This is a genomic window from Lentibacillus halophilus, assembly GCF_055395055.1.
The window spans coordinates 1053891-1075835 of sequence record NZ_AP043750.1; the positions used below are offsets into that span (position 1 = coordinate 1053891).

Below are 21945 nucleotides of genomic sequence, written 5' to 3' on the forward strand. Positions count from 1 at the left end.
AAGGTGATCGTTGTTGAACGAGGATGGTTCGATTCCGCGAATAGGTCAAGTTGTTCGTATTATGCAAGGACGCGAAGCAGGTCAATATGCGGTAGTGCTTCGTTTGATTGATAATCGTTATGTTCTGCTGGCAGACGGGGAAAAACGCAAATATGATCGACCTAAGAAAAAGAATTTGTATCATATTGAAGCGATGGATTATATTTCTCCGGAAGTCCAAAACAGCCTTCTGGAAACCGGTCGTGTCACAAATGGTAAATTACGATTTGCCATAACGAAATTTATGAATGAAGTGACTGATTTGAAGAAGGGAGACCAACACGATGGCTAAAGACGATGTTATTGAAATGGAAGGGACCGTAACCGAAACATTGCCTAATGCGACGTTTAATGTGGAGTTGAATAATGGCCATACGGTATTAGCTCATGTTTCCGGCAAAATCCGTATGCATTTCATCCGCATTTTACCAGGTGATAAGGTGACAGTAGAACTTTCACCGTATGACCTAACAAAAGGGCGAATTACGTACCGCTATAAGTAGGCGACACGAGCTCCGATATTAAAGGAGGTAAAGCTGATGAAAGTAAGAGCATCCGTAAAGCCAATTTGCGAAAAATGCAAAGTCATTAAACGAAAAGGCAAATTAATGGTGATTTGCGATAATCCAAAACACAAACAGAAACAAGGGTGAATCATCACCCACGCATGATGAAATTGACATGCGCTGTTTGGAAAGCAACAGTTGAACACACCGATTGTTGGACAGTTTTAATAATAGGAGGTGCGAAAACGTATGGCACGTATTGCAGGTATTGATATTCCACGTGATAAACGTGTTGTTATTTCACTCACTTATATTCACGGAGTTGCTGAAACCACTGCACAGGAAATCCTTAAAGAAGCCGGAGTATCCGAAGACACACGCGTCCGTGATTTGACAGAGGACGAACTGAGCAGCATCCGTAAAGCCATCGGTAACTTTACCGTTGAGGGTGACTTACGCCGTGAAACATCCCTGAATATTAAACGCCTTATTGAAATTGGTTCATACAGAGGCGTCAGACATCGTCGTGGATTGCCTATGCGCGGGCAAAAAACGAAAAATAACTCCCGCACACGTAAAGGACCGCGCCGCACGATGGCCAATAAGAAAAAGTAATGTAAAGGAGGTTTATCGCTATGGCTCGTAAACAAACGACACGCAAACGTCGTGTGAAAAAGAATATAGACACCGGTATAGCCCATATTCGGTCCACATTTAACAATACAATTGTGACCATTACGGATGTTAAAGGCAATTCCATCGGATGGAGTTCTGCCGGTGCACTTGGCTTTAAAGGTTCCCGTAAATCAACGCCATTCGCTGCACAGATGGCTGCAGAAACAGCTGCTAAAACAGCAGTTGAAAACGGGATGAAATCGTTGGAGGTAACCGTTAAAGGACCAGGAGCAGGTCGTGAAGCCGCTATACGTTCATTACAGGCAGCTGGATTGGATGTTACCACGATTCGTGATTTGACACCCGTTCCGCATAATGGCTGCCGCCCGCCAAAACGTCGTCGTGTATAATCATACCGTATAGAATTTGTCACACTGTCTATAATGGGTTATGATAGCTGAGAGTATATCGTTAAGAACGTATTTCGTTCATTGGAACAGTTTTTCTCAGCAAGACAGTGACAAACGTGTACGAAAAGGTCTTTAGCGCAGAAACGCCAACTGCCTATTTGAGGAATTTCGGTTAGACATTATTGGCTGTCTAACCGGGGTTTCGACGTTTTTAAGGAGGGTTTTGCAGAATGATCGAAATGGAAAAGCCGGGTATAGAATCGGTGGAAATTACTGATGATGCTACATTCGGGAAGTTCGTTGTCGAACCGCTTGAACGTGGATATGGTACTACTTTAGGAAACTCCTTGCGTCGTATCCTGCTATCCTCACTTCCGGGTGCTGCTGTTACCTCTGTTCAGATTGATGGGGTACAGCATGAATTTTCTACTATCAGCGGAGTTGTGGAAGATGTGACAACCATAATTTTGAACTTGAAAAAGCTTGCACTGAAAATATACTCTGATGATGAGAAAACCATGGAGATTGATGTGCACGGTGAAGGAAATGTTACAGCTGCTGATTTGACATACGACAGTGATGTGGAAGTTCTGAATCCCGATTTGCATATTGCAACGATTAACGGCAATGGATCGCTGCATATGAAAATTACAGCGGAACAGGGTCGCGGTTATCGCCCGTCCGAAGCCAATAAGTATGATGAACAGCCGATTGGTGTTATTCCAATAGATTCTATATTTACACCGGTATCACGCGTAACCTATCAGATTGAAAATACTCGCGTAGGACAAGTAACAAACTATGATAAACTGACAATGGATGTTTGGACCGACGGAAGCATCCGCCCTGAAGAAGCTGTCTCTTTAGGCGCGAAAGTTTTCAATGAACATCTTAATATCTTTATCGGACTGACAGATGAAGCGCAAAAGGCTGAAATCATGGTTGAGAAGGAAGAAGATCAAAAAGAGAAAGTCATGGAAATGACGATTGAAGAACTTGATCTATCTGTAAGATCTTATAATTGTCTGAAACGTGCCGGAATCAATACGGTTCAGGAGCTTTCAAACAAATCCGAAGAAGATATGATGAAAGTCCGCAACTTGGGTCGCAAATCACTGGAAGAAGTGAAAGTGAAACTGAATGATCTTGGCCTTGGATTGCGTGATGATGACTGATCAAACCTAAAACACCGCAAGTCTTCAGTTAGAAGGAGGGATATCCATGGCCAGAAAATTAGGTCGTAAAACAGATCATCGGATGGCTATGCTTCGAAATTTAACATCTGACGTGATCATCCATGAACGCATTGAAACAACCGAAGCTCGAGCAAAAGATTTGAGGTCAACTGTTGATAAAATGATTACGCTCGGTAAGCGTGGAGATCTTCATGCACGTCGTCAAGCAGTGGCTTTTCTCTATGATCAGGAAGCAAGTGAGGATGAAACGGTAATTCAAAAACTTTTCAATGACATTGCCGCACGCTATCAAGACAGACAAGGCGGCTATACACGTGTTCTTAAGCTGGGTCCTCGTCAAGGTGATGGAGCAAACATGGCAATCATTGAGCTAGTTTAATGAAGCTGAAACGCTAAGGGCAGGACAGAATCTCTTCCAAGAGGTGAATCCAGGCCCTTTTTTTGTAGCTGTTGACGTTTAGATTTGTGTTTGCTGCTTGTAAGTTAGTGATGATGGGTGAAGAGGTGGAGAACGTATGAGAAGTGGATTAGTTGAGTTTAGAAATGTGTCATTCAGGTACGGAGAGAATGAACATTGGGTGTTAAACGATTGCTCGTTTACCATTTATGAAAATGAGGCGGTTGCCATTATCGGTCATAATGGGTCGGGAAAATCAACCATCGCCAAACTGATGAATGGTCTTCTTTTTCCACAAAAAGGGGAGATTATCGTTAATGGGAAGCAAATTAATGCGGAAACCGTGTGGAACGTCCGGCAAGATGTCGGCATGGTTTTTCAAAATCCGGATAATCAATTTGTCGGGACAACCGTTCAGGATGATGTTGCTTTTGGTATGGAGAACCGTGGCATCCCCCGGGACGACATGCTGAAGCGCATAGACAATACATTAACATCTGTCGATATGCAGAGGTATCGGTTGACGGAACCGCACAAACTCTCAGGCGGGCAAAAACAGCGGGTGGCGATTGCCGGTGTTTTAGCCGTTTATCCCAATGTGTTGATTATGGATGAAGCAACAGCCATGCTTGATCCCAAGGGGCGAAAAGAAATTATGCGTACGGTAACGGATGTGCGTCAGAATCGTCATCTATCCCTGATCACGATCACCCATGATTTGCGGGAAGTTGTGGAGGCAGAACGCGTCATCGTTATGAATGAGGGCAAGGTTTGGGACGAGTCCACACCAAGAGGTATTTTTGCAAAAAAAACAGAACTGCGCAGCATTGGTCTGGATATTCCGTTCGTTGCTGTTCTTTCCGACGAGCTGCGTAAGGCTGGTGTGCCAATAACTCATGAAGCGCTGAATCAAGACGAATTGCTGGAGGAACTATGGATATCACGTTTAACCATGTAAGCTATATTTATCAGGCCAATACTCCTTTTGCCCATCGAGCTATTGATGATTTGTCTTTTCATATTCCCTCAGGTTCGTTTGCTGCGGTCATCGGTCATACGGGATCGGGCAAATCAACTTTGATTCAGCATTTGAACGGTCTTGTACGCCCGAGCAAGGGAGAAGTAACGATTGGCAATTACCGTTTGACACATAATAATAAACCAGCCGCTTTGAAGGCATTGCGCAGTCGTGTTGGCGTTGTTTTTCAATATCCCGAACATCAATTGTTCGAAGAGACGGTGAGAAAGGATATTGCATTTGGACCGAAGAATTTTGGTGTGTCCAATGACGACATCGATAAACGCGTTTCTGACATGGCGACGGACGTTGGATTGAGTGAGGAACTTTTAGAACGTTCCCCGTTTGATTTAAGCGGCGGCCAAATGCGGCGTGCAGCGATTGCGGGCGTTTTGGCCGTTAATCCAGACGTCCTTGTACTGGATGAGCCGACAGCGGGGCTTGATCCGCGCGGGCAGCAGGAAATGATGGACATGTTTTATCGTTTGCATAAACAGCAGGGTTTGACGACTGTCCTGGTGACGCACAGTATGGAGGATGCCGTTCGATACGCCGATCAAGTAATGATATTAAATAATGGCACAAAGTTTATGGAAGGAAAGCCGGAAGATGTGCTCACACAAAAACAAGCCCTTCACAGTGTTCAACTCGATGTACCCGAGATGGTGCAATTTTTACATGCGTTTAAGACGACATTTGGTAAAAATATACCTTTCCGGCGGCAGTCAGCTGCTGAATTGGCGAGTGAAATCAGAGAACGCATGAAAGAGGGTGACCAGCATGAATAATGGATTGATCATCGGCCAATATGTTCCCGGTGAATCCATTGTTCATCGGCTCGATCCACGCACCAAAATCACAGTCATTTTCTTTTTTGTGCTTATTGTATTTCTGGCCAATTCCGTCATAAGTTATAGCATGCTTGTGCTGTTTGCCCTGTTGAGTACGTTGACGACGCGCATTCCGATTCGTTTTATTTTAAAGGGTCTGACACCGGTTTGGTTTTTAATTGTATTCACGTTTATTCTGCATCTCATTGTCACCGATAAGGGAACGGTGTTGGTGGATATTGTTGGGTTTAATGTTTATTCAGGCGCACTTATTCAAGGTTTTGCTATATCCATAAGATTTTTCCTGCTTATTCTGGTGACGTCGCTTTTAACATTGACAACAACACCGATTGAAATCACAGATGCTATTGAAGACATGCTACATCCGCTGAAAAAAGTGAGGTTTCCCGTTCACGAGCTGGCATTAATGATGTCGATTTCACTAAGATTTATTCCGACGCTAATGCAGGAAACTGAAAAAATATCGAAAGCACAGGCATCACGTGGCGTTGATTTCCGTACAGGTCCGCTGAAAGAACGGATGAAGGCGATTGTTCCACTGCTCGTTCCGTTGTTCGTCAGTGCTTTTAAACGTGCTGAAGAACTGGCTATGGCGATGGAAGCACGCGGATATCAGGGTGGTGAAGGCCGTTCCAAACTTCGGGAGCTGAGACTTGGAAAACGGGATGCCTTGATTTATATCCTATTTATCGCTGTCGTTATCATTCTTCTTACAACGAGACATTACTAGAAAGGGGGTGGCAAGGATATGACAAAGATTAATTGCGAAATCAGCTACGATGGAACTCGGTTTTCAGGTTATCAGATCCAGCCCTGGTCCCGTACTGTTCAAGGGGAACTTGAAAAGGCTCTGGCTAAAATTCATAAGGGGGCACCCATCGGGATTCATGCCTCAGGCCGCACTGATAAAGGTGTACATGCCAAGGCACAAATGGCCCATTTTGAATCCATGTATAACTTGACACCGGCGGAATGGAAACGGGCTATTAATTCCTTGCTTCCCTCTGACATATACGTGAATGAGGCTATTGACGTTCCGGGATCATTTCACGCCCGATTTGACGTAGTGGAAAAAGAATATCGCTATTTTATCTGGAACGAACAGGAAAAAGATGTGTTTAAACAAAACTACGTATATCAATTTCCTTTTGCATTGGATATCTGTGCTATACAACAGGCTTGCAGGCATTTGGAAGGATCGCATGACTTTACGTCATTTTCATCTGCCAAAGCAGCTGTTAAGGGCAGCAAGGTACGGACGCTCTATGAGGTTTCCTGCCGCCGGGATGGCAACCAGATTGTGTTTGTTTTGCGCGGGGACGGCTTTTTATATCATATGGTCCGGATCATTGCGGGCACGCTTTTAGATGTTGGGCGAGGACGATTGCATCCGGAGTCTATGAAAGATATTTTTGCAAAAAGAGATAGGCAAGAGGCGGGGGACACACTGCCGCCGCAAGGTTTGTATTTATGGGATGTACGGTATGAACCAAGCGCATTTGCTGAATAAGACGACCTTGGCTTTGCCTTGGCCACACCCCTCACAACAGGTAATAGTATCATCCGAAATAATCATAAAGCCTTGACATTCAAATGGTTCTGATGTACGATTATTTTTGGCATTTTATTTTGTACCATGATTAGCCCCGTAAACTAATGATGAGGAACATATAAAACGAATACGATACGACATGACATTGAAAATGGAGGGAAGCACCATGCGCACAACTTTCATGGCGAATGAAAATAACATTGAACGCAAATGGCTTGTTGTGGATGCTGAAGGCAAACGTCTCGGCCGTTTGGCAAGTGAAATTGCCACCATCCTGCGCGGAAAGCATAAGCCAACGTACACACCACACATGGACACTGGTGACCATGTCATTATTATTAATGCTGAAAAGGTTCAATTGACTGGGAAGAAACTGACGGATAAAATGTATTATCGTCATTCCAACTATCCAGGCGGACTGAAAGCACGCTCTGCTAATGTGATGCGTTCAAGCTATCCGGAAAGGATGCTGGAGACAACGATAAAAGGCATGCTTCCAAACGGTTCGTTAGGCCGTAAAATGGGGAAAAAGCTGCACGTATACAAAGGCCCTGAGCATCAACATCAAGCACAAAAACCGGAAGCATATGAACTAAAAGGATAACAAAGGAGGTAAAATCATTGGCACAAGTTCAATATTATGGCACTGGACGTCGTAAGACATCAACGGCACGTGTTCGATTAGTTCCTGGCAATGGTCGTGTCGTCATTAATAAGCGCGATGCTGAAGAATATTTTCCATATGAAACACAACGCATTATTTTGAAACAGCCTTTGGCAGCCACTGAGACCGAGGGCACATATGACGTATTGGTAAACGTTGATGGCGGAGGATTCACCGGACAGGCCGGTGCTATTCGCCACGGTGTTGCCCGGGCACTTCTTAAAGCCGATCCGGAATACCGTGCAGCGCTTAAGCGCGAAGGGTATCTTACTCGTGATGCGCGCGAAAAAGAACGTAAGAAATATGGTCTTAGAAGCGCTCGTCGTTCTCCACAATTCTCGAAGCGTTAATAAGGCATTTTCTCAGCCCGTTATCCAACGTCGGATAACGGGTTTTTATATGATGTTGCTTCTATCATGTTGGTATGAATATAGTCTTTTCAAAAGCAATTGCTGCAAAAGAGTATTGAATTTGTTAAAAGAGAATGATAAAATAAGTTGAAAATGATTATCAGTTTCGACTTAACTTATAGAGGTATGGGGGTTGCATAATGTCTGAATTGGCAGTAGACCAAGTTGCAGTAGGTTATCCGGAAGCTCGTGTTATTAATAATTTAAGTGTCACAGTGCCGGAAAAACAAATTACATCCATCATAGGCCCGAACGGATGTGGTAAGTCCACACTGTTAAAGGCAATCGCCCGCGTGTTAAAAACAGAAAAAGGATCGGTATATCTTGATGGCCACATGATTCACCAATGGAAGACAAAAGATGTTGCCAAAAAGATGGCTATCCTGCCGCAATCGTCCGATGCTCCACCGGGTCTTACAGTGTTTGAACTCGTATCGTATGGTCGATTTCCGCATCAGAAAGGTTTGACGGGTTTGAAACGGTCAGACTATAAGTTTATTGATTGGGCGATTGAGGTCACGGGGTTGAGCGATCTTAAGGAACGTCCGGTAGATGAACTTTCGGGCGGACAGCGACAGCGTGTATGGATTGCCATGTCTCTTGCTCAGGATACAGACATACTCATTTTGGATGAGCCGACCACGTATCTTGATATGGCACATCAACTAGAAATATTAAGGCTTTTGAAGAATTTAAACATTGAACAGGAACGCACCATTGTCATGGTTTTGCATGACTTGAATCATGCATCACGCTTTTCCCACAATATGCTAGCTATGAAAGATGGGGACTTGTTGGTGGAAGGAACTCCTGAGCGAGTCATGACACGTGAGAATCTTTTTAACGTATTCGATATAGATGCACAATTAATGAGTTGCCCCTTCAGCAAACACCCTATTTGCTTAGCTTACGATCTTTGCGGTGAATGCAAGTTTAAGCAGGAACAGTAAGGGAGTAAACAAGGAGTCAGCACATGAAAGCCAAAAACATGACATTAGATAGAGAAAATAAACGTTCCCAACCCTTGGTCGCTGTCATAGTTCTGATAGCGGGGGTAATTGCCTTACTATTCTCCATCGGGTTTTCTATAACTGTTGGTGCCGCTGACATAGACTTGGAAACGGTGTGGCAGGCTATTTTTTTCTATAACAATGATTTAACCAATCATCAGATTATTCATGAACTGCGTTTTCCGCGTGTCCTGGGGGCAGCCTTGGTGGGGGCCGGTTTTTCAGTCGCCGGCTCGATTATGCAAGGGATGACTAGGAATCCATTGGGCGATCCCGGAATATTGGGACTGAATGCGGGTGCGACGTTTATGCTGGCTGTCTCGTTTGCCTTTATCCCGGGCTTATCATATATCTACATCGTATTGTTTTCGTTTGTTGGAGCGGGAATTGGCGCAGGCCTCGTATATGGTATTGGATCATTGGCCAAAGGCGGCTTGACACCGATGCGTCTGGTGCTTGCTGGTGCAGCGGTGACAGCTTTACTGACAGCCTTAAGTGAAGGGATCGCCATTTACTTTCACATTGGTCAGGATTTGGCGTATTGGACAGCGGGTGGTGTTTCCGGTACGGATTGGTTTAATTTGAAAATACTGGCTCCGTGGATGTTTGTAGGTTTTATTGGCTCCATCTTATTATCCAAATCGATTACGTTGCTGAGCCTAGGCGATAATGTGGCTGTAGGACTTGGGCAGCGAACTGGCGTTATTAAATTCTTTGGAGCTGTTATTGTACTCATACTCGCCGGAGCATCTGTTTCGGTTGTAGGCGCTGTCGGGTTTGTTGGACTGATTGTTCCGCATATTACCCGCTATCTTGTCGGTTATGACTATCGTTGGATTATTCCTAATGCCATTGTGCTTGGCGCATTGCTTGTTGTGTTATCCGACCTTGCTGCACGAAATGTCAACCCGCCGCAGGAGACCCCGATTGGTGCCTTGATCGCACTTATCGGTGTGCCATTCTTCCTTTACCTGGCAAGGAAAGGAGGAAAGGAATTATGACAAACCCATACATACCTTTGGGTCAAAAAAGACAAATGCGTAAAGTACTGGCTATTATCGTTTTACTGCTCATACTCATTATCTCAGCAATTATTATCAGCATGAATGTAGGCGAGATACGTCTAAGCCCATGGCGGGTTCTTCAAACCTTTATCGGTCTGGGAACAGCGGATGAGAGCTTAATTTTATTTGATTTTCGCTTGCCGCGTATCGTTCTATCGGTTCTTACAGGTATGGGGTTGGCGGTGTCCGGATGTATATTGCAGGGGATATCACGTAATGCACTCGCCGACCCGGGAATATTAGGTATCAATGCCGGCGCTGGACTGGTGGTTATGCTGTTTATTTTCTTCTATTCCGCGCCAACCGACGCGCCAGTGTTTTTTCTGCCCGTTTTGGCTCTTTTTGGTGCCGGGGCCACTGCGTTAGTGATTTATACATTAGCATTTAAGCAGGCAGAGGGCATTTCCCCGACACGACTGGTGCTCACCGGTGTTGCAGTACAGGCTGGCATTAGCGCAGCGATGATTGTTATGACATTGCAGCTTTCCCCGGAAGATTATCAATTTGTCGCCGTTTGGATGGCTGGAAGTGTATGGGGATCAAACTGGTCCTATGTACTGGCGCTTTTACCATGGATTTTGATACTGGTACCGTATGCTATGTCTAAATCAAGTGTGCTAAATACACTAAATCTGGGTGATATGCCAGCTATTGGCTTAGGTGCATCGATTGAAAAAGAACGACGGATATTACTTGCTGCAGCTGTCGGACTTGCCGGCGCCAGTGTTGCTGTGAGTGGTTCCATTGGTTTTGTCGGCTTGATTGGGCCGCATCTCGCCCGTCAGCTGGTCGGCTCCAAACATCAATATGTGATTCCGGTTACCGCTCTTCTCGGAGGTCTTTTGCTTGTTGTTGCCGACACATTGGGACGCTGGATTATGCAGCCAACTGAGATACCTGTGGGCATTGTTGTCGCAGTTATCGGTGCCCCATACTTTCTCTATTTACTCGCTAGATCGCGAGCTTGATCTTTTGAATATACGGGAGGACGAACAAATGAAAAAGCAACTAACCTTTATAATCATTATTCTATCATTATTGGTTGTTCTAGCCGCTTGTGGCGATGAAAACAATCCGGATAATAATACAAATAGTGATGACAAACAAGAAAATACAGATGAAACGAAAACATTTGCAGCCAAAAACGGTGATGTGGAAATCCCGAAAAATCCGAAAAACATTGTAACAAGTGACAGTTACATTGGGTATTTGCTGGCACTTGGCATCAAACCGGCAGGCACATCCGAATTTGGGTTAAATGTTCCTAATTTTGAAGGCATGCTAGATGACGTAAAAAGTTTTGGTGATCGGACGAACCCCTCGATTGAAAAAATATTCGATATCGATCCCGATTTAATTATTATAGGTAGCCATATTAAAGATGTCGAGCAACTGGAGAAGATAGCCCCGGTTGTTGTTATGGAGCGGAAAGGTTATAAAGACATGCTGCGGGACTTCGGTGAAATAACGGGCAAGCAGGATAAGGCATCCGCTTGGATTAATGATTGGGAAAAACGGATGGACGAATTGAAGCCTAAAGTTGAGAAAGTTATCGGCGACAAAACGATCTCCATTTTATCACCACACGCTAAGGGAGGCGTTTATGCCTGGGGAGATGAAAATGGTCGAGGCGGAGTCATTCTTTATAAAGGTTTTAATCGTAAAGCACCTGAACCGATTCAAAAACAGCTGTTGGAAACTGACGAGCGGTGGATGGACGTTTCCATGGAGAAGATTCCCGAATTCGCGGGTGATATTATTTTAACGGTACCGAACGACGGGGATGACGCGGATCCTTCAAAAGTTTATGACAACCCATTATGGAAGGATCTTCCGGCCGTCAAAAATGACCAAGTCTATCGTATTGACGATAAAGTAGGAAGTTCTTTTTCCGATCCGATAACACTGGAAAAACGACTCGATAAAATTGAAAAGCAAATTTTACAGCAATAGCTATGTACAGGGGGACCGATTTCGGTTCCCTTTTATGTATGTATTGGTTCGTACAAGCTCCCTCATGCTTATTGTGAAATGAAAATTCTATCTGAAAACTATTTTATTTCAATGCGTTTGCTTGTATTATAAAATTAATTGGCATGACAAAGGAGGGAGAGATTGTTTTGTTGAAGCAGTTGGACGCAGAAGCAGACGCAAAGGCCATTTTTTCGCTTTCCCAGTTTGCGTTTCAGTACACATTATCAGAAGAAGTTTTGCAATTTGAATTGCAAAAGGCTCGCGATCATATGATTTGGGGATGGATGACGGGCGATGAACTCGCGGCAAAATTGCATCTCATTCCATTGACGTGCTATATTAATGGACAACCATTTGCTATGGGTGGCGTCAGTGCAGTTGCAACATGGCCGGAGTATCGCAGGCAAGGGATGGTCAAACAGCTGCTGGAGCATGCCTTGCATTATATGCACCGGCATGGATGGACGGTGTCGTTTCTGCATCCGTTTTCGTTTGCTTTTTATCGAAAATATGGGTGGGAGCATGTCTTTTCGGAAAAGAAATACCATATCCGGATAACAACGCTGCAGCGTCCGCGGAACATCCATGGGTATGTCCGTCGTATAGGAGATGAGCTGGACGTATTGCAAGCCATCTATACCAAGTATGCAAAGGGCTTCAATGGGACGCTTGACCGTGATACGAAATGGTGGCAGCAGCGTGTTCTGGCAGACCATTTGCATAAAGCGGTTGCCTATTATCCTGATGGTACAGCGGACGGATATATGCTCTATTACGTGAAAAACAACATCATGTATGTTCACGAAATCGTATGTCAATCAATACATGCACAGCAATTGATGCTTCAATTTATTGCTGATCATGACTCTATGGCGGACACGGTGGAAATGACGGTTCCTGAATATGATCACTTGCCATTGCTTCTTGATGAGCCACGAATTGAGCAAACCATTCACCCATATTTTATGGCTCGGATTGTCGATGTTCCGTCGTTTTTGAAACATTATCCATTTCGGGATGCGGGTCAGATACATTTTCTATTACATATCGATGATGCTTTTCTCCCGGTGAACAATGGGACATATCATGTTTTGCAGATGGGATCGGAAACGACGGTGACCTGTCTGCCTGACTCCGGACAAAATCAGCCAGCGATTCATTGCCGTGTCGGTTACTTGGCTTCCATGCTGTTTGGGTACAAACGTCCCGGTGAGCTTTACCGGGCTGATCTAGTTCAGGGCGAAAAAGAAGCGATTGATCAGCTTGAATCCATCATACCGGATCGAGAACCGTATTTTCCGGATTTCTTTTAAACCATTCGGTATGTGCTAACCGATGTTGGCTGTACGGGTCAACAAGTTGCGCGACATAGAATGGAAACAGTTGCAGAAATATGATAATGTAAAGGAAAAGCATTTATAGACTAGACGGCCTGTCATGGTTGGAAAAGGGGGTACATATTAGGATGAGCCTTGTTTATGCAGGAATCTTGCTGTGTGCTGCAGCGTTCACAATTGTCGCTGTTTTCGCTTCCGTTGCACTGAAGCGTGCAGCGAATACGATGGAATCCTTCACTACGACATTGGGCGACGTGGAACAAAAAATGAACCATATAACACCGGAACTTCAAAAGATGCTGAAGGAAACCGGCAGAACAACGGATGATTTGAACGATAAGCTTGCCGCCACCAATGGATTATTCGATTCCTTGGATCGTATGGGGCATGCCGTTCATACATGTAATCGGCTGCTGCAGACGAAAACAAATAAACTGTCGGTTTTCCGATCACCTCAGTTTGTGAACAAGTTGACCGAAACCCTCAAATGGGGGGGAGTCGTTAATCAAATATATAACAGATGGAAAAATGGGCAAAAAGGCAGCAATACGAATCGTAACGAACAAAAAACAGGAAATGAGGGATGATCATGAGTTTAACCGGAGTAGGTGTCGTTTTAATCGGGGTGGCATTGCTTATTATTGCTGTGTATGCTGCTTGGACCTTGAACAACTTGGCCAATGTGCTTCGGGGGATGGAAAAAACGGTGGAACAACTGCCTGATCAGCTTGACGATTTATTCAGAGAAACCGGCAGTGCACTCAGTCAAACAAACCGGACAATTGCGGAGGTCAATGAAAAGCTGCACACATTGAGCCCCTTGTTTTATATGGTACAGGACGTCGGAGAGGCTTCTAGAAAATTGACGTCTCCATTAACCCGTTTCAGCGCATCCATGAGTCAAAAGATAGATAAAAGTAAAAATAACGATGATTAAGAAGGAGCTGGGACAAAAGACATTTAGTCAAAGTAAAATCCGAACTATGATTCACAAATAATCTGAATCAGTTCGGATTTTCGTTTAGCGTAGGAAAAACACGGAGACTCCTGCGGGATCAAAAGGCCTAGATGAGACCCCGCAGTGCGATAAGCACGAGGAGGCTCATCAGCGCCCGCGGAAAGCGCAGTGTTTTTCCGGAGCGGTGACTACTTCTTAAATATATCATTCGTATTTAGAAGTTATTTATTTCGTTTTGTACCAGCTTGTTCTGTACTGCCATAGACAATAGCCTAACCCAGCTATGCCGTATATCCATTCCAAGTTGGAGCGCCTCATGACAGGGTTGTCAGTTTTTGCCTTCATTTCCTCATTAATGGCTGATGCTGATGCTGAAAGGTTTCGCGCTGCATTGCCAATGTTACTTGCGGCGTGGATAACGGGGTCCAGCCTGCTGAGCTTTTGTTTCATATTATTGACAACAGCCGTTCCTGAGTGGAGTGTGCTGCTGGCATTACTCATAGTATTTGCGGCTTGCTTCGGCAGTTTACCAACCGTTTCCGTCAGGTTGGAGAGGATCTCCGTCAGCCTTTTTAGCGGTTTGATCAATAAAAAAGCAACGCCGACGGATGCAAGTCCGATCAGCAGAACGATGATGCCTACCCAATCCATTTGTGTTCAACTCCCTTCTCTTCTGTATTTTTCAAGATACCCCCTATTTTATCACGCTTTCATGACACTGGCACATTCTTTTGCTCCGGAATATCGATAGGCATATGATATCTCGCTCTATCATAAATGATCATCTTGTCCCATACAATGATGACAGCAGGAGAATAATAAGGGGCGGACGATATGGATCGATTGAAGCGAGGAATCATGTGGACAGCAGGTTTTATTGTACTGGCATTGCTTATTCAATATCCGATTGAAAAGGCGGATTCAACGTGGAAGACATGGTCGTTGCCTTTATCCGGTCGGACCATCGTTATTGATCCGGGCCACGGTGGCGTGGATGGAGGAGCCGTCGGAAAAGATGAAACACTTGAAAAAGATATTGCACTTGTCGTCGCCAAAAAATTACGCAACTACTTGCAGCAATCCGGTGCTCTTGTGTACCTGACACGAGAAAAGGACAAAGATTTAGCCAAGCCTGATACCAAAGGCTTGTCACGCCGAAAGGCTGAAGATATTCGAAAACGTCTCCAATTTATACAGGATAAGGATGCGGATTTATTCATCACTCTTCATTTAAATGCGCTAACCTCGGAAAAATGGCATGGGGCTCAAACGTTTTACCACCCGAAAGAGGGAAAAAATAAACATTTGGCCGAAATGATCCAGGATGAAATTACCCGTAACTTGGAAAACACAACGAGAAGTCCTCTTGCGATTAACAACGTTTATTTGCTAAAACATGCTGGAGTGCCTGGGTCCCTGGTCGAGATGGGATTTTTGTCCAATCAGAAGGAATTGGAGAACTTAAAAAAGGATAACTATCAGGAAAAGATGGCTGTCAGTATTTATGAAGGCATTCTTCGTTATAGTACTGAAAAACAGCGGAGGTAAATCCTTGGTAATAATTCAAATCACTTAGAATTTGTGTGATTTGTGTTATACTGGCGTTGTATGGAATCAATGAAAGACATGTTTCCTTTATACGCTGGGAAAAGGATGGTGACCAACTGTGTTATCCGAAGAAAAAGTAAGAGAATTGCTCAACCCTGTTCAAGATCCGTTTTTACATAAAACGCTGGAAGAGACTGGCGGTATCAACAATATATCCATTAAGGAAGAAAAGAATCATGTGAGCGTGAAAATTGGCATTGCCAAAACCAACACAGCTGAACAGATGCAGATGCAGCAGGAAATGGTCGGTATTTTGAAAAAGAACGGTGCATCCACGGTCGGTCTCCGTTTCGAACAGCTTCCTGATGACGTTATTCAAAAATATCAGCCGGCAGCCGAAGAAGAACAGGAAAAAACGCTTATGGGCGGCGATAAGCAGCCCAACTTTATTGCTGTTGCAAGTGCTAAGGGCGGCGTGGGTAAATCAACAGTAACGGTAAACCTCGCTATGTCATTGATGCGGCTTGGTAAAAAAGTTGGCATTATTGATGCAGATATTTACGGTTTTAGTGTCCCGGATATGATGGGTATTGAAAACAGACCACAAGTACGTGGTGAAAAAATTATTCCTGTTGAACGTTTCGGTGTACAAGTCATCTCAATGGGCTTCTTTGTAGAGGATAATGCCCCGGTTATTTGGCGTGGACCAATGCTTGGGAAAATGCTCAGCAGCTTTTTTAAGGAAGTTGAGTGGGGCGACTTGGATTATCTCCTGCTTGACCTTCCCCCAGGGACTGGTGATATTGCTATGGATGTGCATGAAATGATTCCGAGTTGCAAGGAACTGATTGTGTCCACGCCACATCCATCGGCAGCATTTGTAGCCGCAAGGGCCGGTCAGATGGCACTGAAAACCGACCATGAAATCCTTGGCATCGTTGAAAACATGGCCTATTATGAAAGCAGAACAGGGGAAAAAGAGTATGTATTTGGCAAAGGCGGCGGAGACAAACTGGCTGAAGCGCTGGATACAAAGGTGCTTGGCCGTTTGCCGTTGCAACAGCCATATGAAGAGGAAGATGAGTTTTCTCCATCGGTTTATCAGCAAGATCACCCGATAGGTAAAGAATACCATAAAGTAGCATCCAAAATAGTGGCAAATTTTGAGGAAACATAAAAGAGGTGGACTTGGTCCACCTCTTTTATGTTGGTTTTTATACAGAATCAACTTGCTTTGCCGCCCCCACCTGAGTCGCCGCCGGAACCTTTGCCGCCGTCTTTTGATTTTTTCCCTTTTCCTTTGGATTGCTCTTCCGCAGCTTTTAACAGAATGTCGGATATTTTGGACTTGAAAAGGGGTGTTTCAAACGTCTTTTGTATCTTTTCCTCTAAATGCTTACTGAACTTTTGACTCTTCATAACACTAAGCATTTCCTCGGACACTTGTGGATCTTTCATTAAATCGATCATTTGCTGCTTAAATTTGGAATCATTCATCAGCTCTTTCATCAATTTTTTGTGTTGTTTGGACATGGATTTGGCGTATGTTTTAACGAATTTTGGATCTTCAAACAAACGTTTCCACATGTCTTTAGCCTTATCGGAACCAAGAAAGTCTTCTATGGCCTTTTTAACTTCTTCTGAGTCAATGACAAGCTTTTGTTTCATTTTTTTATCGGATAGAATATCTTTAAGTGCTTTTTTACCGTCTTCGGTCTGCAATATATCAACAACCATTTTTTTGGTTGTATCGTAATCCGCTTTCTCGCCTGCAGCGTTCTGTCCGCCGCAGCCGGAGATGACCATGATTGATACCAGGAACAGAGCTGCAAAAATCGTTCGTAGCATGCTCGGAGTCCTCCTTCCTCTTGTCATTACTGTCTGTGAAATCGTGAAAATTATGCGTTTATAGAAGAAAAAAGGACGTATTCATGCTAAAATATTGGTGAATGTTCAACATGACGTTTAGGAGGAGCATATTTTGAATAGCCGAAAGTTGACAGGTTTATTTTTCAAAACGCTTGTGATTGGGGGCGTAGTGGGATTAGTCACCAGTTTTTTTGTAAAATCCGCGTCCTATGCAAATAATTTAAACCCGATCGATTGGATGGAACTGATCGGGCTCCTGTTCTTTTTTGTTGGTCTTGGCTTGGTTTTCAGCGTTATTAGTCAAACGGGCTTTTTTGCTTATTTATTTATTAATCAGTTCGGGCTCAGTCTATTCCGTTCATATTGGTCGGCCGTTCAGGTTCTTTTGATTGCTTTTGTTTTATTTGACCTGATTTACTTTCCTTATATAAATACAAATGATGATATCTCCCTGCTCTGGTTTATTCTGATGGCAGTGGTCATTTTTGTTTACGGCTGGATTGTATCTGTGATTAAAGTCCGTGCGACAAACCGACGTGCCTTTATCCCATCTCTTTTTTTAATGGTCGTCATGACATCTGTAGAATGGGTTCCTGGTTTGACCGCAAAGGGAACGGATTATGCATGGCTGATGATTGTCCCCCTGCTCGTCTGTAACACGTATCAATTGCTTATTTTGCATAAATTGACTGGAAGAAAAGAAGGAACGGCTGATCATAACGATCAAACGTCCGTCAGAACAGCTACCAAAAAATCATAACTAGCGGTAAAACCCCTTTATCCTTTATGCAGGATGGGGTTTTAATATGTTTATCCTGTTTAGCCTCGCATATAACCGGTAACGATCTCCCCTACAAGTGCATGGGATGATGCCATCAATTGCTTATTCTACAGGTTGGGAGTCAGCATGTGCTTGGTTGATCAACTCGGATATGGATACGAAATCAAACTCTTTTTTTCTTAGCCCTGGCAATATAGTATCCAAGGCTTCGGCGGTTTGTTTGGCGGAGTCGGAAGCATGCATAAGAATGATATCGCCATTGGAGGTTTCATTCATGACAAAGTTAACGATTCGCCTGGTCCCCGGGTTTTTCCAATCATTTGGGTTTACATTCCAATGAGTTACCGTAAATCCTTGATTTTCAGCCAATTTAATGATTTCTTTGTTAAATTTACCGCTTGGCGGACGAAGAAGATCCATGTCTTCGTATCCAAGTTTGCTGAACACATCCTTAGCCTTTATTAAATCGTTTCGTACGTCCTCAATTTCCTGGTCAAGGTAACTCGTATAACGATACCCGAGCATACCAAGTTCATGGCCTTGTTCACTGATTTTTTCTATAATATCGGGATGGCGTTCAGCCCACTCGCCACTGACAAAAAATGTTGTTTGCACCTGCCTTTCTTCCAGTTTCTCCAAGATGCCATGTACTTTTTCTTCTCCCCAGCTGATATTGAAGGTTAAAGCAATTTGAGGCTTGTTGCTGTCGCCTTTGGTTAAAGCTAATGGCTCATTACTGGATGCAACCGAAAATGTTCCATCACGTGCAAACCAGAGGAAGGAAGCTGTGAACAATGCGAATAGAACAACGATTGCATACCGTTTCCACTTTCTGAACCGAATGGTGTAAAAATGCTTCATATAATCATTTCCCTCCATATGTCTTAATTCCATTCTATGTACAAGTCTTATTTATATGTCTTTGTTACCTGTATTCAAAAAGATGGTTTTTAAAGATGGCGAGCTGGCGGAACGTTATGACATTTATCCATGAGGAAAAGATGACAGATGCAGGAGAATCAAAAAAGGCTGCTGCCATTTTTGTGTATAGATAATCGTTGTTACGTTTAACATAAGTGTGTTGCGAATATCATTGCATGGAAGGTAAGGTGTTATTATGCTGGGTTTTTTAATTTCAAATGTAGAGCAAAAGGAAATGGAGTATCTTATTAAACGTGAGCTTGAAGAACTGCTTATGGACATGGAAGATTCCCGTATAGATACAGTGGTAAAAAAGTCCATTAAAGAGCGCTACCAAACCATATTCAATCTATATCGACGGGTAGCCAGTCAACAGGAATGTTTGAAATACATACCAAAACGTACATATAATCAGTAATGTTATGCTGGGGCAAACCATGAGGGGGGATCCCTCCAATTAAATAAGTATGATGTCGAGTGCGCGTCAGAAGTCTGAAGATGTTTGTTGTAATGATACAGGAAAGAGACTCCGCGGCGACCATATGTTGACGGGTCAACGTTTAGTATCACCATTAGGATTTTTGAGATCAATTCTTTGATATTTTTGCATTTATCTATTGAACTGATTCAATGATTATGCTATATTATTGTTTGTCGTCAACGAAACAAACCGAGTGATTTATAAAAATATAACACTTTCAAACCGTTTCTTTTATTTAAAAATAAAAAGAGGCATTGACTTTTGGCGACAATGTTGGTACAATAAAAAATGTTGCAAAAAGCGACATAAACAGATTGTTCCTTGAAAACTGAACAAAACAGCCAGTATGACAGATGGATGTCAGAGGCAGGAAGTCGGAATGCTGATGTGTATATCGGCTGAATGACTTACCCCTTGAAATCCACAAAATAAGCGAAGCCAATGAACGGCTGATCGGTGTCAGTCGTATCCCAAACTTTTTTGGAGAGTTTGATCTTGGCTCAGGACGAACGCTGGCGGCGTGCCTAATACATGCAAGTCGAGCGCGGGAAGCAGACAATCGCCCTTCGGGGCGTGCGTCTGTGGAACGAGCGGCGGACGGGTGAGTAACACGTGGGCAACCTGCCCGAAAGACCGGGATAACTTGCGGAAACGTGAGCTAATACCGGATAATGCCTTTCCCCGCATGGGGGAGGGCTGAAAGACGGCCTTTGTGCTGTCACTTACGGATGGGCCCGCGGCGCATTAGTTAGTTGGTGAGGTAAGAGCTCACCAAGGCGACGATGCGTAGCCGACCTGAGAGGGTGATCGGCCACACTGGGACTGAGACACGGCCCAGACTCCTACGGGAGGCAGCAGTAGGGAATCTTCCGCAATGGACGAAAGTCTGACGGAGCAACGCCGCGTGAGTGATGAAGGTCTTCGGATCGTAAAACTCTGTTGTCAGGGAAGAACAGGCGTGGTTCGAACAGGGCCATGGTTTGACGGTACCTGACCAGAAAGCCCCGGCAAACTACGTGCCAGCAGCCGCGGTAATACGTAGGGGGCGAGCGTTGTCCGGAATTATTGGGCGTAAAGGGCGCGCAGGCGGTCTCTTAAGTCTGATGTGACATCTCGCGGCTCAACCGCGAGCGGTCATTGGAAACTGGGAGACTTGAGTACAGAAGAGGAGAGTGGAATTCCACGTGTAGCGGTGAAATGCGTAGAGATGTGGAGGAACACCAGTGGCGAAGGCGACTCTCTGGTCTGTTACTGACGCTGAGGCGCGAAAGCGTGGGTAGCGAACAGGATTAGATACCCTGGTAGTCCACGCCGTAAACGTTGAGTGCTAGGTGTTAGGGGGTTTCCGCCCCTTTGTGCTGAAGTTAACGCATTAAGCACTCCGCCTGGGGAGTACGGCCGCAAGGCTGAAACTCAAAAGAATTGACGGGGGCCCGCACAAGCGGTGGAGCATGTGGTTTAATTCGAAGCAACGCGAAGAACCTTACCAGGTCTTGACATCCTCTGACAGCGGCAGAGATGCCGTGTTCCCTTCGGGGACAGAGTGACAGGTGGTGCATGGTTGTCGTCAGCTCGTGTCGTGAGATGTTGGGTTAAGTCCCGTAACGAGCGCAACCCTTAATCTTAGTTGCCAGCATTAAGTTGGGCACTCTAAGGTGACTGCCGGTGACAAACCGGAGGAAGGCGGGGATGACGTCAAATCATCATGCCCCTTATGACCTGGGCTACACACGTGCTACAATGGATGGAACAAAGGGACGCGAAGCGGCGACGTGATAGCCAATCCCACAAAACCATTCCCAGTTCGGATTGCAGGCTGCAACTCGCCTGTATGAAGCCGGAATCGCTAGTAATCGCGGATCAGAATGCCGCGGTGAATACGTTCCCGGGCCTTGTACACACCGCCCGTCACACCACGAGAGTTGGCAACACCCGAAGTCGGTGAGGCAACCATTTTGGAGCCAGCCGCCGAAGGTGGGGCCAATGATTGGGGTGAAGTCGTAACAAGGTAGCCGTATCGGAAGGTGCGGCTGGATCACCTCCTTTCTAAGGACGAATGAAAAAACGGATGTCATACATGGCTGTTTGGTTCAGTTTTGAGGGAGCAATATTCTTCAAAACGGATGGGCCTGTAGCTCAGTCGGTCAGAGCGCACGCCTGATAAGCGTGAGGTCGGTGGTTCAAGTCCACCCAGGCCCACCATCTAGACAATATAAACGGGGCCTTAGCTCAGCCGGGAGAGCGCCTGCTTTGCACGCAGGAGGTCAGCGGTTCGATCCCGCTAGGCTCCATTTTTGCACCTTGAAAACGGAATAAGAGCCATCCATTTCAATGATTAATAATG

At 44.6% G+C, this 21945-nt stretch carries 27 protein-coding genes, 2 tRNA genes and 1 rRNA gene; 27 read left to right on the plus strand and 3 right to left on the minus strand.

Annotation, left to right across the window (positions count from 1 at the left end; all coding sequences use genetic code 11):
* Nucleotides 1–13 precede the first annotated feature (13 nt).
* From ACZ5Q7_RS04965 to ACZ5Q7_RS05060, 20 genes are all read left to right on the plus strand, one after another.
* Nucleotides 14–331, plus strand: a complete 318-nt coding sequence (locus ACZ5Q7_RS04965; RefSeq protein ID WP_343751439.1) for a KOW domain-containing RNA-binding protein — start codon at nt 14–16, stop codon at nt 329–331.
* Complete coding sequence (gene infA / locus ACZ5Q7_RS04970; protein WP_343751440.1) at nt 324–542, plus strand: translation initiation factor IF-1; 219 nt, start codon at nt 324–326, stop codon at nt 540–542. The genes ACZ5Q7_RS04965 and infA overlap by 8 nt, the downstream gene beginning before the upstream one ends.
* Before the next feature lie 36 nt (nt 543–578).
* Entirely contained in the window at nt 579–692 is a 114-nt protein-coding gene (rpmJ, locus tag ACZ5Q7_RS04975) for a 50S ribosomal protein L36 (protein WP_176449720.1), read from the plus strand.
* Between the two features lie 102 nt (nt 693–794).
* Complete coding sequence (gene rpsM, locus ACZ5Q7_RS04980) at nt 795–1160, plus strand: 30S ribosomal protein S13 (RefSeq protein WP_343751443.1); 366 nt, start codon at nt 795–797, stop codon at nt 1158–1160.
* 20 nt (nt 1161–1180) lie between these two features.
* Nucleotides 1181–1570, plus strand: a complete 390-nt coding sequence (gene rpsK / locus ACZ5Q7_RS04985; protein WP_343751444.1) for a 30S ribosomal protein S11 — start codon at nt 1181–1183, stop codon at nt 1568–1570.
* Between the two features lie 230 nt (nt 1571–1800).
* Nucleotides 1801–2745 carry a DNA-directed RNA polymerase subunit alpha gene (locus ACZ5Q7_RS04990; protein ID WP_343751445.1) on the plus strand — a complete coding sequence of 315 codons (945 nt, stop codon included), beginning with the start codon at nt 1801–1803 and terminating at the stop codon, nt 2743–2745.
* A 46-nt stretch (nt 2746–2791) separates the two neighbouring features.
* Nucleotides 2792–3145 (plus strand): 50S ribosomal protein L17, encoded by a 354-nt coding sequence (rplQ, locus tag ACZ5Q7_RS04995; protein ID WP_343751447.1) that lies wholly within the window; start codon nt 2792–2794, stop codon nt 3143–3145.
* 136 nt (nt 3146–3281) lie between these two features.
* The gene (locus ACZ5Q7_RS05000; protein ID WP_343751448.1) at nt 3282–4121 is read left to right on the plus strand and encodes an energy-coupling factor ABC transporter ATP-binding protein; all 840 of its coding nucleotides are present in this window, start codon (nt 3282–3284) and stop codon (nt 4119–4121) included.
* Nucleotides 4097–4969 (plus strand): energy-coupling factor ABC transporter ATP-binding protein, encoded by an 873-nt coding sequence (locus tag ACZ5Q7_RS05005; RefSeq protein ID WP_343751450.1) that lies wholly within the window; start codon nt 4097–4099, stop codon nt 4967–4969. Before ACZ5Q7_RS05000 ends, ACZ5Q7_RS05005 begins: the two co-directional genes overlap by 25 nt.
* A complete protein-coding gene (locus tag ACZ5Q7_RS05010) occupies nt 4962–5762 on the plus strand; it encodes an energy-coupling factor transporter transmembrane component T family protein (protein WP_343751452.1) in 801 nt (266 codons plus the stop codon). The genes ACZ5Q7_RS05005 and ACZ5Q7_RS05010 overlap by 8 nt, the downstream gene beginning before the upstream one ends.
* Before the next feature lie 18 nt (nt 5763–5780).
* Nucleotides 5781–6542 (plus strand): tRNA pseudouridine(38-40) synthase TruA, encoded by a 762-nt coding sequence (truA, locus tag ACZ5Q7_RS05015; RefSeq protein ID WP_343751453.1) that lies wholly within the window; start codon nt 5781–5783, stop codon nt 6540–6542.
* A gap of 208 nt (nt 6543–6750) precedes the next feature.
* Entirely contained in the window at nt 6751–7188 is a 438-nt protein-coding gene (gene rplM, locus ACZ5Q7_RS05020) for a 50S ribosomal protein L13 (protein ID WP_343751454.1), read from the plus strand.
* Between the two features lie 17 nt (nt 7189–7205).
* Complete coding sequence (gene rpsI, locus ACZ5Q7_RS05025; protein ID WP_343751455.1) at nt 7206–7598, plus strand: 30S ribosomal protein S9; 393 nt, start codon at nt 7206–7208, stop codon at nt 7596–7598.
* A 200-nt stretch (nt 7599–7798) separates the two neighbouring features.
* Entirely contained in the window at nt 7799–8608 is an 810-nt protein-coding gene (locus tag ACZ5Q7_RS05030) for an ABC transporter ATP-binding protein (RefSeq protein ID WP_343751456.1), read from the plus strand.
* Between the two features lie 23 nt (nt 8609–8631).
* On the plus strand, nt 8632–9669 hold the full coding sequence (locus tag ACZ5Q7_RS05035; protein WP_343751457.1) for a FecCD family ABC transporter permease: 1038 nt from the start codon (nt 8632–8634) through the stop codon (nt 9667–9669).
* Entirely contained in the window at nt 9666–10700 is a 1035-nt protein-coding gene (locus tag ACZ5Q7_RS05040) for a FecCD family ABC transporter permease (protein ID WP_343751458.1), read from the plus strand. The genes ACZ5Q7_RS05035 and ACZ5Q7_RS05040 overlap by 4 nt, the downstream gene beginning before the upstream one ends.
* 28 nt (nt 10701–10728) lie before the next feature.
* Nucleotides 10729–11685: an ABC transporter substrate-binding protein gene (locus ACZ5Q7_RS05045; RefSeq protein ID WP_343751460.1), complete on the plus strand. Its 957-nt coding sequence runs from the start codon at nt 10729–10731 to the stop codon at nt 11683–11685.
* 167 nt (nt 11686–11852) lie between these two features.
* Nucleotides 11853–13019, plus strand: coding sequence for a GNAT family N-acetyltransferase (locus ACZ5Q7_RS05050; protein ID WP_343751461.1), 1167 nt, complete (start codon nt 11853–11855; stop codon nt 13017–13019).
* A gap of 152 nt (nt 13020–13171) precedes the next feature.
* On the plus strand, nt 13172–13630 hold the full coding sequence (locus ACZ5Q7_RS05055) for a DUF948 domain-containing protein (RefSeq protein WP_343751462.1): 459 nt from the start codon (nt 13172–13174) through the stop codon (nt 13628–13630).
* A 2-nt stretch (nt 13631–13632) separates the two neighbouring features.
* The gene (locus ACZ5Q7_RS05060; RefSeq protein WP_343751463.1) at nt 13633–13980 is read left to right on the plus strand and encodes a DUF948 domain-containing protein; all 348 of its coding nucleotides are present in this window, start codon (nt 13633–13635) and stop codon (nt 13978–13980) included.
* A gap of 246 nt (nt 13981–14226) precedes the next feature.
* On the opposite strand, the gene ACZ5Q7_RS05065 is transcribed toward ACZ5Q7_RS05060, so the two are convergent.
* Complete coding sequence (locus ACZ5Q7_RS05065; protein WP_343751465.1) at nt 14227–14652, minus strand: DUF948 domain-containing protein; 426 nt, start codon at nt 14650–14652, stop codon at nt 14227–14229.
* Nucleotides 14653–14835: 183 nt separating this feature from the next.
* On the opposite strand from ACZ5Q7_RS05065, the gene cwlD reads away from it, so the two are divergent.
* Nucleotides 14836–15549 (plus strand): N-acetylmuramoyl-L-alanine amidase CwlD, encoded by a 714-nt coding sequence (cwlD, locus tag ACZ5Q7_RS05070; RefSeq protein WP_343751466.1) that lies wholly within the window; start codon nt 14836–14838, stop codon nt 15547–15549.
* A gap of 118 nt (nt 15550–15667) precedes the next feature.
* Nucleotides 15668–16726 carry an Mrp/NBP35 family ATP-binding protein gene (locus tag ACZ5Q7_RS05075; protein WP_343751467.1) on the plus strand — a complete coding sequence of 353 codons (1059 nt, stop codon included), beginning with the start codon at nt 15668–15670 and terminating at the stop codon, nt 16724–16726.
* A gap of 47 nt (nt 16727–16773) precedes the next feature.
* Here the strand turns inward: ACZ5Q7_RS05075 and gerD are convergent, their stop codons facing one another.
* On the minus strand, nt 16774–17397 hold the full coding sequence (gene gerD / locus ACZ5Q7_RS05080) for a spore germination lipoprotein GerD (RefSeq protein WP_343751468.1): 624 nt from the start codon (nt 17395–17397) through the stop codon (nt 16774–16776).
* Nucleotides 17398–17530: 133 nt separating this feature from the next.
* On the opposite strand from gerD, the gene ACZ5Q7_RS05085 reads away from it, so the two are divergent.
* Nucleotides 17531–18178, plus strand: a complete 648-nt coding sequence (locus tag ACZ5Q7_RS05085) for a KinB-signaling pathway activation protein (protein WP_343751469.1) — start codon at nt 17531–17533, stop codon at nt 18176–18178.
* A gap of 123 nt (nt 18179–18301) precedes the next feature.
* Here ACZ5Q7_RS05085 and pdaB read toward each other — a convergent pair whose 3' ends face one another.
* Nucleotides 18302–19060 (minus strand): polysaccharide deacetylase family sporulation protein PdaB, encoded by a 759-nt coding sequence (pdaB, locus tag ACZ5Q7_RS05090; protein ID WP_343751471.1) that lies wholly within the window; start codon nt 19058–19060, stop codon nt 18302–18304.
* Between the two features lie 256 nt (nt 19061–19316).
* Here pdaB and ACZ5Q7_RS05095 point away from each other — a divergent pair, with 256 nt between their 5' ends.
* The 4 genes from ACZ5Q7_RS05095 (at nt 19317) to ACZ5Q7_RS05110 (ending at nt 21892) form a co-directional block, all read left to right on the plus strand.
* Complete coding sequence (locus ACZ5Q7_RS05095) at nt 19317–19538, plus strand: hypothetical protein (RefSeq protein WP_343751472.1); 222 nt, start codon at nt 19317–19319, stop codon at nt 19536–19538.
* A 540-nt stretch (nt 19539–20078) separates the two neighbouring features.
* Nucleotides 20079–21647, plus strand: a 16S ribosomal RNA gene (locus ACZ5Q7_RS05100).
* Between the two features lie 79 nt (nt 21648–21726).
* Nucleotides 21727–21803: transfer RNA gene (locus ACZ5Q7_RS05105), tRNA-Ile, on the plus strand.
* A gap of 16 nt (nt 21804–21819) precedes the next feature.
* A tRNA-Ala gene (locus tag ACZ5Q7_RS05110) sits at nt 21820–21892 on the plus strand.
* The last annotated feature ends 53 nt before the right edge of the window (nt 21893–21945 follow it).

Coding starts and splice junctions, on each gene's coding strand:
- infA (WP_343751440.1), top strand. CDS start 324: ATGGCTAAAGACGATGTTATTGAAATGGAAGGGACCGTAACCGAAACA.
- rpmJ (WP_176449720.1), top strand. CDS start 579: ATGAAAGTAAGAGCATCCGTAAAGCCAATTTGCGAAAAATGCAAAGTC.
- rpsM (WP_343751443.1), top strand. CDS start 795: ATGGCACGTATTGCAGGTATTGATATTCCACGTGATAAACGTGTTGTT.
- rpsK (WP_343751444.1), top strand. CDS start 1,181: ATGGCTCGTAAACAAACGACACGCAAACGTCGTGTGAAAAAGAATATA.
- ACZ5Q7_RS04990 (WP_343751445.1), top strand. CDS start 1,801: ATGATCGAAATGGAAAAGCCGGGTATAGAATCGGTGGAAATTACTGAT.
- rplQ (WP_343751447.1), top strand. CDS start 2,792: ATGGCCAGAAAATTAGGTCGTAAAACAGATCATCGGATGGCTATGCTT.
- ACZ5Q7_RS05000 (WP_343751448.1), top strand. CDS start 3,282: ATGAGAAGTGGATTAGTTGAGTTTAGAAATGTGTCATTCAGGTACGGA.
- ACZ5Q7_RS05005 (WP_343751450.1), top strand. CDS start 4,097: ATGGATATCACGTTTAACCATGTAAGCTATATTTATCAGGCCAATACT.
- ACZ5Q7_RS05010 (WP_343751452.1), top strand. CDS start 4,962: ATGAATAATGGATTGATCATCGGCCAATATGTTCCCGGTGAATCCATT.
- truA (WP_343751453.1), top strand. CDS start 5,781: ATGACAAAGATTAATTGCGAAATCAGCTACGATGGAACTCGGTTTTCA.
- rplM (WP_343751454.1), top strand. CDS start 6,751: ATGCGCACAACTTTCATGGCGAATGAAAATAACATTGAACGCAAATGG.
- ACZ5Q7_RS05030 (WP_343751456.1), top strand. CDS start 7,799: ATGTCTGAATTGGCAGTAGACCAAGTTGCAGTAGGTTATCCGGAAGCT.
- ACZ5Q7_RS05035 (WP_343751457.1), top strand. CDS start 8,632: ATGAAAGCCAAAAACATGACATTAGATAGAGAAAATAAACGTTCCCAA.
- ACZ5Q7_RS05040 (WP_343751458.1), top strand. CDS start 9,666: ATGACAAACCCATACATACCTTTGGGTCAAAAAAGACAAATGCGTAAA.
- ACZ5Q7_RS05045 (WP_343751460.1), top strand. CDS start 10,729: ATGAAAAAGCAACTAACCTTTATAATCATTATTCTATCATTATTGGTT.
- ACZ5Q7_RS05055 (WP_343751462.1), top strand. CDS start 13,172: ATGAGCCTTGTTTATGCAGGAATCTTGCTGTGTGCTGCAGCGTTCACA.
- ACZ5Q7_RS05060 (WP_343751463.1), top strand. CDS start 13,633: ATGAGTTTAACCGGAGTAGGTGTCGTTTTAATCGGGGTGGCATTGCTT.
- ACZ5Q7_RS05065 (WP_343751465.1), bottom strand. CDS start 14,652: ATGGATTGGGTAGGCATCATCGTTCTGCTGATCGGACTTGCATCCGTC.
- cwlD (WP_343751466.1), top strand. CDS start 14,836: ATGGATCGATTGAAGCGAGGAATCATGTGGACAGCAGGTTTTATTGTA.
- gerD (WP_343751468.1), bottom strand. CDS start 17,397: ATGCTACGAACGATTTTTGCAGCTCTGTTCCTGGTATCAATCATGGTC.
- pdaB (WP_343751471.1), bottom strand. CDS start 19,060: ATGAAGCATTTTTACACCATTCGGTTCAGAAAGTGGAAACGGTATGCA.
- ACZ5Q7_RS05095 (WP_343751472.1), top strand. CDS start 19,317: ATGCTGGGTTTTTTAATTTCAAATGTAGAGCAAAAGGAAATGGAGTAT.